The 13,782-nt window shown below is 57.0% G+C and carries 12 protein-coding genes and 2 tRNA genes; 9 read left to right on the forward strand and 5 right to left on the reverse strand.

Annotation, left to right across the window (positions count from 1 at the left end; all coding sequences use genetic code 11):
• The first annotated feature begins 157 nt into the window (after nucleotides 1–157).
• Entirely contained in the window at nucleotides 158–1,564 is a 1,407-nt protein-coding gene (locus QLG21_RS09765; RefSeq protein ID WP_282484383.1) for a DUF1996 domain-containing protein, read from the forward strand.
• A 48-nt stretch (nucleotides 1,565–1,612) separates the two neighbouring features.
• On the opposite strand, the gene QLG21_RS09770 is transcribed toward QLG21_RS09765, so the two are convergent.
• Nucleotides 1,613–1,753, reverse strand: coding sequence for a hypothetical protein (locus tag QLG21_RS09770; protein WP_003857665.1), 141 nt, complete (start codon nucleotides 1,751–1,753; stop codon nucleotides 1,613–1,615).
• Nucleotides 1,754–1,878: 125 nt separating this feature from the next.
• On the opposite strand from QLG21_RS09770, the gene QLG21_RS09775 reads away from it, so the two are divergent.
• Together QLG21_RS09775 and QLG21_RS09780 are read left to right on the forward strand one after the other, a co-directional pair.
• Entirely contained in the window at nucleotides 1,879–2,661 is a 783-nt protein-coding gene (locus QLG21_RS09775; RefSeq protein WP_282484294.1) for an MBL fold metallo-hydrolase, read from the forward strand.
• A 71-nt stretch (nucleotides 2,662–2,732) separates the two neighbouring features.
• Nucleotides 2,733–3,368, forward strand: coding sequence for a carbonic anhydrase (locus QLG21_RS09780; RefSeq protein WP_042319655.1), 636 nt, complete (start codon nucleotides 2,733–2,735; stop codon nucleotides 3,366–3,368).
• Nucleotides 3,369–3,396: 28 nt separating this feature from the next.
• Here QLG21_RS09780 and QLG21_RS09785 read toward each other — a convergent pair whose 3' ends face one another.
• On the reverse strand, nucleotides 3,397–4,992 hold the full coding sequence (locus QLG21_RS09785) for an FAD-NAD(P)-binding protein (RefSeq protein ID WP_282484295.1): 1,596 nt from the start codon (nucleotides 4,990–4,992) through the stop codon (nucleotides 3,397–3,399).
• A gap of 244 nt (nucleotides 4,993–5,236) precedes the next feature.
• On the opposite strand from QLG21_RS09785, the gene glgS reads away from it, so the two are divergent.
• From glgS to QLG21_RS09815, 6 genes are all read left to right on the forward strand, one after another.
• Nucleotides 5,237–5,437, forward strand: coding sequence for a cell surface composition regulator GlgS (glgS, locus tag QLG21_RS09790; protein WP_102891021.1), 201 nt, complete (start codon nucleotides 5,237–5,239; stop codon nucleotides 5,435–5,437).
• 316 nt (nucleotides 5,438–5,753) lie between these two features.
• Nucleotides 5,754–6,344 carry a tyrosine-type DNA invertase gene (locus QLG21_RS09795; RefSeq protein ID WP_282484296.1) on the forward strand — a complete coding sequence of 197 codons (591 nt, stop codon included), beginning with the start codon at nucleotides 5,754–5,756 and terminating at the stop codon, nucleotides 6,342–6,344.
• A gap of 366 nt (nucleotides 6,345–6,710) precedes the next feature.
• Nucleotides 6,711–7,223, forward strand: coding sequence for a fimbrial protein (locus tag QLG21_RS09800; RefSeq protein ID WP_137848464.1), 513 nt, complete (start codon nucleotides 6,711–6,713; stop codon nucleotides 7,221–7,223).
• Nucleotides 7,224–7,323: 100 nt separating this feature from the next.
• Nucleotides 7,324–8,004 (forward strand): molecular chaperone, encoded by a 681-nt coding sequence (locus QLG21_RS09805; RefSeq protein ID WP_282484297.1) that lies wholly within the window; start codon nucleotides 7,324–7,326, stop codon nucleotides 8,002–8,004.
• A gap of 11 nt (nucleotides 8,005–8,015) precedes the next feature.
• The gene (locus tag QLG21_RS09810; RefSeq protein ID WP_282484298.1) at nucleotides 8,016–10,517 is read left to right on the forward strand and encodes a fimbria/pilus outer membrane usher protein; all 2,502 of its coding nucleotides are present in this window, start codon (nucleotides 8,016–8,018) and stop codon (nucleotides 10,515–10,517) included.
• Complete coding sequence (locus tag QLG21_RS09815; RefSeq protein WP_282484299.1) at nucleotides 10,514–11,518, forward strand: fimbrial protein; 1,005 nt, start codon at nucleotides 10,514–10,516, stop codon at nucleotides 11,516–11,518. Before QLG21_RS09810 ends, QLG21_RS09815 begins: the two co-directional genes overlap by 4 nt.
• Before the next feature lie 408 nt (nucleotides 11,519–11,926).
• Here QLG21_RS09815 and QLG21_RS09820 read toward each other — a convergent pair.
• The 3 genes from QLG21_RS09820 to mdtK form a co-directional block, all read right to left on the reverse strand.
• Nucleotides 11,927–12,003: transfer RNA gene (locus QLG21_RS09820), tRNA-Val, on the reverse strand.
• A gap of 4 nt (nucleotides 12,004–12,007) precedes the next feature.
• Nucleotides 12,008–12,084: transfer RNA gene (locus tag QLG21_RS09825), tRNA-Val, on the reverse strand.
• A gap of 153 nt (nucleotides 12,085–12,237) precedes the next feature.
• Nucleotides 12,238–13,611 (reverse strand): MdtK family multidrug efflux MATE transporter, encoded by a 1,374-nt coding sequence (gene mdtK, locus QLG21_RS09830; RefSeq protein WP_282484300.1) that lies wholly within the window; start codon nucleotides 13,609–13,611, stop codon nucleotides 12,238–12,240.
• Nucleotides 13,612–13,782: the final 171 nt, after the last annotated feature.

Below are 13,782 nucleotides of genomic sequence, written 5' to 3' on the forward strand. Positions count from 1 at the left end.
GTTCCCGCACGCTGAACAGCGCCGCGCGCAACCTGGCCCTGAACTGGGCTAAAACGCCCGTGTAAAGCATTTTGGCGCGGAAAAACGGGCGGTGAATCGCTCGGTGAATCAGGCGGCTTTTGTTACCAATAGGTCCTTTCATTTCATGGAGAAAATGATGAAACGGACCACGCTCACTACAGCCCTTTCTGCCCCCGCTTTACTGTTTGCCATGCACGCCGCTCATGCTGCCCCCCAGGCGCACGTGGTGTGCAGTTATTCCCACACGCTCGGCGACGATGCGATCATGATGTACGGCATGCCCAACCAGGCCATGCTGCACGACTTCTTTGGCAACAGGCAAACCGACGCGGCCTCTAGCCGTGAAACGCTGCGCGAGCACGAAGAGACAACCTGCGATAACAAAGCCGACAGCTCGGCCTACTGGGTGCCGTCGCTGCGCCTGCCGGACGGCACGGTGGTGAAACCGGCCTACCAGAAAACCTACTATCAGGCCTCACACGTCGATACCTGGCCGCTATCACCTTTCCCGGCGGGGCTGTCGCTGCTGGCGGGAGACCACCACGGCGCGGCGCCCAATCCACACATCACGTTCCTTTGCGCGAACGGCAAAGGCTATAGCAACAAGGTGGGGGAAACGTGCGGCCTGCGTAAAGCGAAGGATGCGGTACAGTTTAATATTGGCATTCAGTTCCCGAACTGCTGGGATGGCGTCAACCTGAAGCCGGTTCACGGTCTTGCGAATGCCACCTACGACATCAAAGGCGCCTGCCCGAGCGGGTTTCCGGTGAGGATCCCCACCGTAAATATGAACGTGGCCTGGGTGCTCCCGACCATCACCTCCCTGGACACCACAAAAGTGCAACTGTCTATGGACCCGATCATGCATGGTAACGAGCGTGAGGAGCGCTGGGGCAGCCTGTACACGGCCCATGCCGACTTTATGAACGGCTGGACCGAAGAGGGGGCGCGTTTTATGACTGACCGGTGTATGAACCGGGGAATGGACTGCGGTACCACCGTGCCTTACGGCTATTCCATACCGAAAGCGAACGTCTGGCTTAGCAGTCAGGAGCCTGACGCGTCCCAGCCTGCGCCGCAGGTGCTTCTGGTTCAGGATAACTGGCAGAACGGCGGGCGCACCCGCAACGCCGAGACCTTGTCGCTGGTGAAATTTAAAATCCCACCGCTGCCAGCGGGCCAGGACGCCTCGCAGTTCAAGTACCGCGTGCGGATCTTCGGCGGGAAGGTTGAGACCAACGGTGCCGATCAGATCTTCTTCTACCCGGCCAGCAACGACTGGGATCCGGCCACCGTGCGCTGGACCTCGCGCCCGGCGTGTAACTACCGGTCTGACGCCGTGCTCTATCTAAACCATTCGCGCGAGTATCGCATGGTCGATGTGGACAAAGCCGTACGCAAGGCGCTGGCCGAAGGCAAAACGGAAATTTCATGGTATATCGGGGGCGATCGGCAGGGGAATCACTATCAGTTCCAGCCGGCCTCGTCGGACGAGAGCATCATGTTAATGCTGAGCGGATTCAAACATGTCCCTGAAAATTAAGGGATGAAACGATAATAAAAAAAGCACCGGGTAACCGGTGCTTTCTCATCAGATCTTGCAGGCGTCGCCGCAGTCATCGTCGGCGACAATCGCCTGGGCCTTTTTGTCCGCGTCATCAAGACGTTCCGCGTTACGCTCTTCTGCTTCATCCAGCCCGTTAAACACTAAGTTATCGAGATCAATTTCCATAGGACACCTGCCTGGTTCAGTTTTTGATACTGGCAGAGTATAGGGCAAAATGCGCCAGCAATGTACCGTGCAGCACATAAGGATAATCCCTGCCATACTCAGTGGTTTATCGCTGAGGAAACCTGATGATTACGCTCTGTAAAACCTGCGGCACCTCTTACGATCGCCAGCCTGACAGATGCCCGATTTGCGAAGATGAACGCCAGTACGTTCCGGCTACCGGGCAGGCGTGGATGGATTTTGACAGCGTAACCGCAACGCACACTAACAAATGGCAGCAGTTGGAGCCGCAACTGCTGGCCCTGAAAACCGTTCCGGCATTTGCCATCAGCCAGCGGGCATTCCTGTTGCGGACCGCCCACGGCAATATTCTCTGGGATTGCATCGCGAACCTTGATCCGGCTACCCGGTCGCTGGTCGCGGCACTCGGTGGCATCAGCGCCATCGCGATCTCGCATCCTCATTACTACACGACGATGCAGGACTGGGCCGAGGCCTTTGATGCCCCGGTTTATCTCCATGCCAGCGACCGCGAATGGGTAATGCGCGACAGCCCGGCGCTCCACTTCTGGGAAGGCGACGCGCTGGAGATCGCGCCGTCGGTCACGCTTCTGCGCCTTGGCGGTCACTTTGCCGGGGGCACGGTACTGCACTGGCAGGACGGCGACGGGGTTTTACTGGCCGGGGATATTCTTCAGGTCACCCCGGGTCAAACCGCCGTCTCGTTTATGTGGAGCTACCCCAACATGCTTCCACTGCCTGCCGCAACCGTAGCGCAGGTGACGGACCGGCTGAAGGACAAACGTTATCAGCGTCTTTATGGCGCGTTTGAAGGGCAGAACGTACTGGCGAAAGCGGATGAGATTGTGCAGCGGTCGGGCCAGAAATATATTGCTTGTCTGAACTAAAGCGCGGTGGTTAACTTTACGAGTGTGATCGCGATCATACCTAAATTAAAACAGATAAAAGAGAAATGGCTATGCAACATATCATTGAAGGTTTTCTCAGCTTTCAAAAAGAGATTTTCCCGCAACGTAAAGAGCTCTTCCGCAGTTTAGCGTCCAGTCAGAATCCCAAAGCGCTGTTCATCTCTTGCTCCGACAGCCGTCTGGTCCCGGAACTGGTTACGCAGCAAGAGCCGGGACAGCTTTTTGTCATTCGTAATGCTGGCAACATCGTGCCGCCGTTCGGGCCAGAGCCTGGCGGCGTGTCTGCTACGATTGAGTATGCGGTTGTGGCGCTGGGCGTAACCGACATCGTGATCTGCGGTCATTCCAACTGTGGTGCAATGAAGGCGATTGCCGATAACGCCAATCTGGAGCCAATGCCTGCCGTTTCGCACTGGCTGCGCTATTCCGATGCCGCCAAAGCGGTCGTCGAGAAGAAAAGCTGGGAGCATCCGATCGATAAAGTGAACGCGATGGTGCAGGAAAACGTCTTTGCCCAGCTGAGCAACATCAAAACCCACCCGTCGGTGGCGGTCGGTCTGCGCAACAACGCCATTCGCCTGCACGGCTGGGTGTATGATATCGAGAGCGGCGACATTCGTGCCCTTGATAAAGACACCAAAACCTTCGTGTCATTGTCTGAAAACCCGAGCGTGTTCTTCGAGTAATCAGCCATCAAAGGGCACGGAAGCCCTGTTAGTTCTCTACAAACTGCAGTTTCTTGCGCGATCGCACTGCCGGTTGCGACACCGCTTTTGCCATCGCTTCACCCATCTCTGCGCTTTCTGCCAGCCCCTGAACAAAGGGATGGTCGTGCATGAGCCAGGGTATCGCTCCAAACGCAATCCGCCCGCGAAGTGCCTCGGGCGCGCGCAGGGTATAGTCCTCTCCGACGTCCGGTATCTCATCTCCCGTTGCCAGCAGCTGTTTGCGCAGCGAAGGGAAGGGCAGATCCTTCGTTTTGAGTGGCTTTTGCCCGCGAGCATCAATGAACACGTCGAAGCGGTAGGCGGTCTCGCCGGTTCTGATGGCGGTTTGATCGCTCCCGATATCCAGGTCGTAATCCTCGCCAAGCGCCAGTACGCTGATGATCCCCGCTTCCCGAAGGGCCAGCAGCCTGCGAATCGACTGAGAGGGGATGGCCGCATAATTATCAATAAACACCCTCGCCAGCCCCTGCTTGAATCGTTCTGCGTCCCGGTCGTCCAGATGATGCACAACTTCCTGAACCACCTCATGCAGCCGCAGGACGGTGTAGCGCCAGGCAACGGTGCGTTTATCGCGTTTGTTTCGCTCCACCTCGCGTAAGTTATCCTCCGCCCACGAGAAGGGATCGTGACGTTTGCGATCGGCGAACCAGGCATCAAAAACAGTATCGGGATCCAGCGTATTGAGGGCAATCGCCTCGCTCCACTGCGGGTCGGCCTGTTCAAGTTCCCTGACCATCAGCGCAAAAATTCGGTCGAGTAATCCCTCCGGGCCTTTTGCGATTTCGGCTTCGGCAGCCGCGTCGGTCAGGATCGACAGCGGTTCATAGGGGATAGGGCAGTAAAAATCGGCCTCTGGCAGAATGCCCGTGCGCGACATCAGCACAATTTTCAGATCCTGGCTTTTGTCGTCCAGCTCAAACCTGTCGTCAACGAAGCGTCCATGCTGGATCACCACCGCCATGGCCGCGTCCAGCCCGCTGAGCGAGGTGCCCATAATCCCGACACGGCAGGGCGGAATTTTGGCGTCCATCAGGCCCGACCACGGGCTCGGGAAGAATGTTTTTGATGCTTCATCGTCTTCGGGCCAGACGTGGCCGGTGGCGATAACCGCGAGATCAAATTTTTCCTCAAAGGGGGCGTCATTGACGCAGAGGGTCACGCCGTCTTCCCGGGCATCAAGGTCGGTAACCGGGGCGGATTCATGCACCTGAACGGCGAATCCGCGGCGCTGCGCTTCTTGCACAATGGCTAAAAAGCGGTCGCGAAAATACTCGCCCAGCAGAATGCGCGGCAAGAACTGCCGTTCGTGCAGCGTCGATTTGTCCACGCCGTAGCGTGCGAGGTGCGTCTGGCTTTGCGTCCTGAGCCAGTCCAGGTAGGTTATAAAGAGCGGCGGGATCTCAATACTGGCGATATTAGCCAGCATCAGCCGCGAATTGTCCTCGTCGCTGTAGGGCATGCCCACACCGGCCTGGTCTGCTTTTTCAAACACGGTGACAGCGAGAGGGGTTTGACTCTTGAGAAGTGAATAAAAGGTGTAAATACCGGTAGGCCCCGCGCCTATAATCGCGATCTTCTTCATCGACATCCTTCCTGCGTTTTTTTGTTATAGGAAAAGCGTAGCAGGAGAAAGGGAGAAAAATGAGAGAGACGTATTATTCCGAACAGCATGCGTGTCGATAGCCTTTGTAAAACATTCTGGAAATGAGAGGGCGGACAAGCAAAGGCGCACGTATTGCTCAAAAAACGATCTTTTCCAGGCGGATACTGAAATCAGAAAAGCATATGACCTTGAACAGCAAATTCAATGACTGGAGGGATATGCGATGAACCGACAAGAAATACACGCACTGAAGAATTTTGATTTTCTGGCGCGCAGTTTTGCCCGTATGCACGCCCTGGGCCAGCAGATTGATGTTGCTGCCGTGACCGGCAATATGAGTGATGAGCAACAAGCATGGTTCCGGGAGCGATACGAACTCTATCGAATGCAGGCCGAGCGGGCGAGGATAAAAGAACTGCGGTAACTTTGACGGCAACGGGCTTAACGGCCCGTTGTTCTTTTCAGCATCCGACGTACCAAACCCGGCGCCTTCTCCGGCGCTGCGGATATCCCCGACCACGCCTGTTTCACCCCGTTCGGCGACAGAGATTTCGTCTGCCGGATACCGCGTTTTGTCATTACGCTCACTGCATAAACAGTCAGCTGCTCGTAAAAAATGTTGAGTTCTGCGTCATCACCCGATTAGCGATTGTGATGGTATTCTCTGGCTCAGGCCTGGACTGTGAAGGCAGTTCTGGCCTGTGTTTTTTCATTATTATTTTAATAAGGAGCAAAGGCGAATGCCTGAAAAACGAAAGCATCTCACTCGCCATGAAGTGGGACAGATACTGCTTGCAGCAGACAGAGGGATCCATTTTGAGCGTGATTATTGCCTTATACAGATGTGCTACTTACACGGCCTGCGGGTCAGCGAGCTGTGCGGAATGCGCCTGTCCGATCTCGATCTGGTTGGGCGTTCGGTCTATGTCCGGCGACTGAAAAACAGCCTCTCGACGCAGCACCCGCTGTTTGATGCCGAACTGCCTGCGCTTATGCGCTGGCTGGCGGTCCGTAACCGCTGGCGGGATGCGGATTCAGACTGGCTGTTCCTGTCGCAAAAGGGCGGCGCGTTGTCACGTCATCAGGTGAGATTGTTACTTAAACGTTATGGCGAACTGGCGGGTGTCAGTATTGCCGCCTATCCGCATATGCTAAGACACGGTTGTGGCTATGCGCTGGCAGATTTGGGGCGGGATACCCGATTGATACAGGATTATCTGGGGCACCGGAACATCCGGCATACGGTGATTTATACGGCGACGAATACACAAAGATTTATGAATGTCTGGGGGACGCTGAGAGAAAACCCCACAATTAGTGCCAGAATGTAAAGTAGTATCAGAAAAATTTAGCGCAGTGTCAAAATTTTTCTGAGGCCCCTTTCGATAACGGACTATCTTGCTGATTTTAAACCAACATTAAATGTAAAGCCTATGTTGCTTCCTCTGGTTACCGCTGGCAACGTGCTTGCGTTATTCACGTTGCCAGTTTTCACATGCTCACCGCCTTACGGTTTTATGCCGTGACAAAAGTCAGAACGCCCGCCTGCTGATATTTTATTTCCCCTTTTCATCCTTCCCCACATTTTCTCCTGAACTCACCACTCTGGCACTAACGGGAAAGTCTTATGGTGATTTTTTCGCCGCCGGAGTGAAGCAGGATCGAGACCTGCGTGATCGTTCACCAAGGAGAAATATATGAAAAAAACGATGTTAAGCGCGTGTTTATTACTGGTGGCCGCAGGTGCGGTCGCTGCCGATGGCACCATCCACTTTACCGGCAGCATCACTGACCAGACCTGTACCGTGGACAGCAGTTCGCAAAATATGAACGTCGATTTGGGCAATGTGGCGCAAACCGCACTGAACGGTGCGGCCGGCATGAAAGCCTCCCCGACGCGCTTTACCCTCAGCCTGAGCGACTGCCCGGACACCGTTACCGGGGCGAACGTGAAGTTTGACGGGACGTCAGATGGCGTTAATCAGAACCTGCTGGCGCTGGACAGCGGTACCGGGATCGCGACCGGCGTCGGGATTGAAATCGCTGATAAAAACGGGACCGCCATTCCCCTGCACTCGGCATCAGCGGACTACACCCTCGCAGAGGGCACCAATTCCCTGGACTTCGTCGCCCGCTATGTTTCCACCGGCACCGCGGTGACCACCGGGACAGCCAACGGTACCTCGCAGTTCACCATTAATTACAAATAAGGCTGTGACGTCGCGGGGCGCATCCACTCCTACCCATGCGCCGCCGCATAACAGGGAACGTTTCGCAGGGATGCGTATTTTTTGTCCGGAGAATAAGAAGATGAACAGGTATGCAGACGTGATGCTGGCGCTGGTGCTCGCTCTCCTGAGCGTGCAGGCGCAGGCCGGGATTGTAATTGGCGGGACGCGCGTGATTTATAACGGGGATAAAAAAGAGTCGGCCGCTTCGGTGCGTAACCCGGAGAAATCGGGCGTCTATCTGGTGCAAAGCTGGGTGGACAGCGGCGAAGAGGGCGGCAACACGCCGTTCATCGTCACCCCACCGCTGTTTCGCATCAATCCCGATGAAGAGAACATGCTGCGCATTGTGCGCACCGGGGGCAACCTGCCGCAGGACCGGGAATCGGTGTTCTGGCTGAACGTGAAATCGATCCCCGCCACCGACGACAGCACGCCGCGCACCAACGTGCTGCAGGTGGTGGTCAAGTCGCGCATGAAGCTGTTTTACCGCCCGGCCGGGCTGGAAGGGCAACCCGAGAGCGCGTATCACCAGTTGAGCGTCGCCCGCAGCGGCAACCGTCTTACCGTCACTAACCCCACGCCGTATTACGTCACGCTGTTCACCCTCAAAGTCGACGGGCAGGAGATCAAAGAGGCCGATATGGTGCCGCCCAAAGGCAGTGCCAGCTTCACGCTACCGTCTGCGCGCGCATCCAATGTGACCTGGCAGGCCATCAGCGACTACGGCGGCATCAGCCAGACCGAAAGTCGTACGCTGTGAAGGAGGACGTGATGAACAACACGACGCCACGTCTGATGATTATCCTGCTGACGCTGCTTCAGGCACACTGTTTGCGCAGTGCCGAGGCCCGCGAGGTCTTCAACACCCACGCACTGGAAATTGATAACCCCGGCCAGCCGGTCGCGGATTTGTCGGCCTTTGCCGAATCCGACGGTCAGCTTCCCGGCACCTACCGGGTGACGGTGTATGTGAACAGCGAAAAACAGGGAGAAGCGCAGGACATTGCCTTTGTCGCCGGGCCGGATAAAAAACTCACCGCGCAGATAACGCCCGCCATGCTGAAAGCCTGGGGCGTGAAAACGGACGTCTTCCCGGCGCTGGCGGCACTTCCGCCAGATAAGCCGCTCGACGACATTGGCCGCTACATTCCGATGGCCGCCACCGACCTGCGTTTCAGCAAACTCCAGCTTAACGTCAGCATTCCGCAGGCAGCGATGAACGCCAGCGCGCGTGGCTGGGTTGACCCGTCCGAGTGGGACGAAGGCGTGCCCGCCGCGTTGCTGAACTACAACCTCAGCGGCAGCAACACCTGGCGCGACGGGGAAAACGGTTCGGACGATAACTACTACGCCAACCTGCAAAGCGGTATCAACCTCGGCGCGTGGCGGCTGCGTAACTATTCGACCTGGAATTACGACGAGGACAGCGGCAGCCACTGGGATTCAGTGAACACGTACCTTCAGCGGGATATTCAGCGCCTGAAGGGACAGCTGACGCTCGGCGACAGCTACACGCCGTCGGATATCTTCGACAGTGTCCAGTTTCGTGGCGCGCAGCTGGCGTCGGATGAGAATATGCTGCCGGACAGCCTGCGCGGGTTCGCCCCGGTCATCCGCGGCATTGCCCAGTCCAATGCCCAGGTGACCATCAAACAGAACGGCTACATCATCTACCAGAGCTACGTTGCGCCGGGTGCATTTACCATCACCGATCTGTATCCGACCTCGGGCAGCGGTGACCTGGAAGTGACCATCAAAGAGGCTGACGGCAGCGAGCGCACCTTCGTCCAGCCGTTCTCGGCGGTGCCGATTATGCAGCGCGAAGGCCGCCTGAAATACGCCCTCACCGCCGGGAAATACCGCAGCGGCAACGACGACAGCGATGAACCGGAGTTCGGCCAGGTCACGGCGATTTACGGCCTGCCGTACGCCATCACCCTTTATGGCGGCACGCTGTATGCGGAGGATTACCAGTCCGGGGCGGCGGGGCTCGGTTTTGGCCTTGGTGAACTCGGCTCGCTTTCCGCCGATATCACCGCCGCGCATACCACGCTGAATAACAACGACAGCCACAACGGCCAGTCGTACCGGGTGCAGTACTCGAAGGATTTTCAGACCACCGACACCAGCTTTACGCTGGCGGCGTACCGCTACTCCATCGCCGGGTTTTACACCTTCCAGGAGGCGAACGACCTGCGGGCAGACAGCGATGACGGCTGGCGGATGACGTACAACAAACGTCAGCGCCTTCAGCTTGACCTCAGCCAGAGTATCGGTAGCTACGGCTCGTTTTTTGTTTCCGGCTATCAGCAGGATTACTGGCAGGAGGACGGCTATGAACGCACCCTGAGCACCGGCTGGAACGGCAACATCGACGGCATCAGCTACAGCGTGACGTACAGCTACAGCGACTACCCGGAGAGCACCCAGCCCGCCGACCAGCAGCTGGCGTTCAACGTCCAGTTGCCGCTCAGCCGCTTTATGCCGAATGCCTGGGCGAGCTACAGCGTCAACACCGCGAAACATGGCGACACCCGCCAGCAGGTGGGGCTGAACGGCACGGCGCTTGCCGACAACAACCTGAGCTACAGCCTCCAGCAGAGCTACACCAACCACGGCGTGGGCGGCTCCGGCAATATCAGCGCCGACTACAAAGGCGGACAGGGCGAAATCACCGGCGGCTACAACTACGACGACGACACGCAGCAGGTCAACTACGGCCTGAGAGGCGGCATTGTCGCCCATCCGCACGGCATCACGCTGTCCCAGCCGCTCGGCCAGTCGCTGGCGATTGTCAACGCGCCCGGCGCGGATGATGCGAAGGTGCAGAACAACACCGGGGTCTATACCGACTGGCGTGGCTATGCGGTGGTGCCGTACGTCAACCCGTACAAGAAAAACCGTATCGCGCTGGATACCAGCACGCTCTGCGACGAGGTGGATATCGACACCGCCGTGCAGACCGTGACGCCAACACAGGGCGCGGTGGTGATGGCTGACTTCAACACCCGCCTCGGACGACGCGTGCTGATGACGCTGTATTACCGCGGGCTGCCGGTGCCGTTTGGCGCGCAGGCGAAGCTGAAAGAGGGCGGCAGCGGGATCGTCGGTGATGACGGCCAGGTGTACCTCACCGGTGTACCGCAGGAAGGCGAAATTGCGGTGAACTGGAACGGGGTACAGCAGTGCGCGGTGCATTACCGACTGCCGGAACAGGAAAATCAGCCACCGGTGATCACGGTGACTCAGGAATGCCAGGAGACAGTAAAATGAGGGTATGGCGTGTAATTATTCTGCTGGTGGGTATCGCTTCCTGCCAGACATCGTGGGCGTTTTGTACGGCTACAGGAAGTTTTTCAATCAGCCCCGGCACGGTGATTGTCCAGCGGGATGCGACGGTGGGGCAACCCATCAGCGACTGGCTGATGTCCAACGAAGGTGTGGCCTATCAGGACTGTAATTATGATGGTACCCCGCAATACGCCATCGTTGCCGGTATCAAAAACACGGGCGCGAAAGCCAGCATCACCTGGAACGGTGAGGCGGTTTTCAATACCAACGTGCCGGGTGTGGGGTATGTGTTTGAAGCGCGTACCTCCGTGGACAGCACGCCGTTACCGGAGAGCTGGAGCGGTATTGCCAGCGGACAGTCGCAGGTGTTCACGCTCCAGATTAGCCACAGTACGGGTTACCATCCCTCGATCAACGATCAGGCGCGGGTCCGCCTGATTAAAACCGGTGACATTACCCCCGGTGCGCTGAGTGGTTCACCCGGGCGTTTTATTGCCGGTACCCGGGAGAACGGGCAGTGGTCAACGGAACTACCGATCACCTTTTCCGGCGGGCAAATTAATACGATTGCCTGTGCAGTCACGACGCCCGATGTCAGCGTCGAGTTAGGCCAGCATAAAAAGGCTGAGTTCTCCGGACCGGGCTCAGCCACCGGCTGGCAGACGTTCGTGATCAGACTGGACTGCGACAAAAGTGCCCGTATCAACGTCCAGATTGACGCCACTCAAGATCCGTCCAGTGCCGCGGGCGTGATGAAACTGGACAGCGCGCCGGGTGATATGGCCGCAACCGGGGTGGGCGTGCAGCTCTACTTTGCACCGGATGACAGCGCGGTACAGTTTGGTCAGAGCAGGTATTATTACACCTCGTCGTACGGAGGATCTGAGACGGTACAGCTTAAGGCGCGCTACTACCAGACCACGTCGGCGATAACGGCAGGCACGGCCAACGCCACGGCGACCTTTACGCTGACCTATAAATAGCGCAGGACCCCGGTATCATGCACCATGATAGAAGAGGGCGCCCCTCGCGCTCTCTTCTATCCGTAATACTTCAAGATGCATATGAGTTGGCTGCACTCGCTCACCCCAGTCACTCACTTAGTACGCTCCTGGGGATTCGCTCCTTTGCCGCATTACTCGGCCTGTGGCCTCGCCCATTTGGGGCAAGGTCATCGGCCCGGAATCGTGACGGCTTTACCACGTCGTACACCTGTAACCAGCTGAAATAGTGATGATTCGCTGGGACGTTGATGCAACAAGATGTAGAGCGACTGCGAAATTAAAAGGAGTTGAGAAGTGACGATGGCATAGCGAAACATGATGCCTGAAATGCTCTTGGGCACAGAAAAGTCAGATGAAATAATGAGGAACTACAGAGGGATAATAGAATGGTGCGTCTGAATGGACTCGAACCATCGACCCCCACCATGTCAAGGTGGTGCTCTAACCAACTGAGCTACAGACGCAGAATGGTGCGTTCAATTGGACTCGAACCAACGACCCCCACCATGTCAAGGTGGTGCTCTAACCAACTGAGCTATGAACGCAACGTGTTGTCGGTGACAACGGGGACGAATATTAGCGGCACAGCCCCAAGGTGGCAAGAGGGAAAATGCATTTTTCTCTCTGATTTCACGCGATTGCTTCATTACCGCGCAAAGTGAAGAGAAAGTAGCCGCCGGCGGGCGGCTACCGGAGATTTATCGTGCAGCGCGCTGCAAAATGACCGTAGAAGGCTGACGCTGCAGAAAGCGCATACGCAACATCATCATGATGGCTGCGGAGGTCAGACCGATGATAAAGCCCATCCAGAACCCGGCAGGCCCCATACGATCCACCACCAGATCGGTTAACGCCAGCACGTAGCCGCACGGCAGACCCAGCACCCAGTAGGCGATAAAGGTGATAAAGAAGATCGAGCGCGTGTCTTTATATCCGCGCAGCACGCCGCTGCCGATCACCTGAATGGAGTCGGATAGTTGATAAATCGCCGCGAGCAGCATCAGGTGAGACGCGAGCATAACCACTTCTGGGTTGTCGTTATAGAGCAGGGCGATTTGCTCACGCAGCGCCACGGTAAAGAGTGCCGTACAGGCGGCCATACAGACGCCAACGCCCAGCCCGGTCCGTGCGGCGGTTTGCGCATCAAGCGTGGATCCTTGCCCCAGACGGAACCCTACCCGAATGGTCACGGCGGCGGCCAGCGACATAGGCAGAACGAACATCAGGGAGCTGAAGTTCAGCGCAATCTGGTGCCCGGCAACGTCTACGATCCCAAGCGGTGAAACCAGCAGGGCAACGACCGCAAAGAGGGTGACTTCGAAGAACAACGCCAGGGCAATGGGCAGGCCGAGCTGGATGAGGCGTTTCACCACGTGCCAGTCCGGGGTGCTGAATGCCTGCTCGTTGCGGATATCACGCATCGAGCGCGCCCGCTTAATAAAGGTGAGCATGCTAAAGAACATCACCCAATATACCGCTGCGGTTGCGACGCCACAGCCGACGCCGCCGAGTTCGGGCATCCCGAAGTGGCCGTAAATAAAGATGTAGTTCACCGGAATATTCACCAGCAGGCCGATAAAGCCCATCACCATGCCGGGCTTGGTTTTCGCCAGCCCTTCACACTGGTTACGCGCGACCTGGAAAAAGAGATAGCCCGGAGCACCCCAAAGTAACGCGCGCAGATAACCGACGGCTTTATCGGCCAGAGCGGGGTCAATATTCTGCATCGCGCGAATGATATGCCCCGCGTTCCAGAGCACCACCATGATCAGCACCGAGACGAAACCGGCCAGCCAGAACCCCTGGCGGACCTGGTGCGCCACACGGTCGCGGCGGCCTGAACCGTTCAGCTGCGCGATCACCGGGGTCAGCGCCAGCAGCAGTCCGTGGCCAAACAGGATCGCGGGAAGCCAAATTGAGGTCCCGATAGCCACGGCGGCCATATCGGTGGCGCTATAGCCTCCGGCCATCACCGTATCGACAAATCCCATTGCTGTCTGGGCAACCTGCGCAATGATCACCGGGATAGCCAGTGCCAATAACTGACGCGCTTCAATCATGTACTTCTGCACGTGAACACCTTTGAATTGTTGTTATTTGAGAGACTAAAAAAGCCGCCATTACGGGCAGCAAAAAGAAAATGAAGGGGGATGCCAGCTATTGTAGCGGGGTTTACCTAATTATCTAGTGAAAAAATAGCCAGAAAATGCACGCTACTGGCAACCTGTTTTTCCAACTGTTAT

The sequence above is a fragment of the Enterobacter sp. V87_3 genome, from assembly GCF_029967835.1.
GTDB lineage: Bacteria > Pseudomonadota > Gammaproteobacteria > Enterobacterales > Enterobacteriaceae > Enterobacter > Enterobacter cancerogenus.

Coding starts and splice junctions, on each gene's coding strand:
- QLG21_RS09775 (WP_282484294.1), top strand. CDS start 1,879: ATGATTACGCTCTGTAAAACCTGCGGCACCTCTTACGATCGCCAGCCT.
- QLG21_RS09810 (WP_282484298.1), top strand. CDS start 8,016: ATGAACAACACGACGCCACGTCTGATGATTATCCTGCTGACGCTGCTT.
- QLG21_RS09765 (WP_282484383.1), top strand. CDS start 158: ATGAAACGGACCACGCTCACTACAGCCCTTTCTGCCCCCGCTTTACTG.
- QLG21_RS09780 (WP_042319655.1), top strand. CDS start 2,733: ATGCAACATATCATTGAAGGTTTTCTCAGCTTTCAAAAAGAGATTTTC.
- QLG21_RS09815 (WP_282484299.1), top strand. CDS start 10,514: ATGAGGGTATGGCGTGTAATTATTCTGCTGGTGGGTATCGCTTCCTGC.
- QLG21_RS09800 (WP_137848464.1), top strand. CDS start 6,711: ATGAAAAAAACGATGTTAAGCGCGTGTTTATTACTGGTGGCCGCAGGT.
- QLG21_RS09805 (WP_282484297.1), top strand. CDS start 7,324: ATGAACAGGTATGCAGACGTGATGCTGGCGCTGGTGCTCGCTCTCCTG.
- QLG21_RS09795 (WP_282484296.1), top strand. CDS start 5,754: ATGCCTGAAAAACGAAAGCATCTCACTCGCCATGAAGTGGGACAGATA.
- glgS (WP_102891021.1), top strand. CDS start 5,237: ATGAACCGACAAGAAATACACGCACTGAAGAATTTTGATTTTCTGGCG.
- QLG21_RS09770 (WP_003857665.1), bottom strand. CDS start 1,753: ATGGAAATTGATCTCGATAACTTAGTGTTTAACGGGCTGGATGAAGCA.
- QLG21_RS09785 (WP_282484295.1), bottom strand. CDS start 4,992: ATGAAGAAGATCGCGATTATAGGCGCGGGGCCTACCGGTATTTACACC.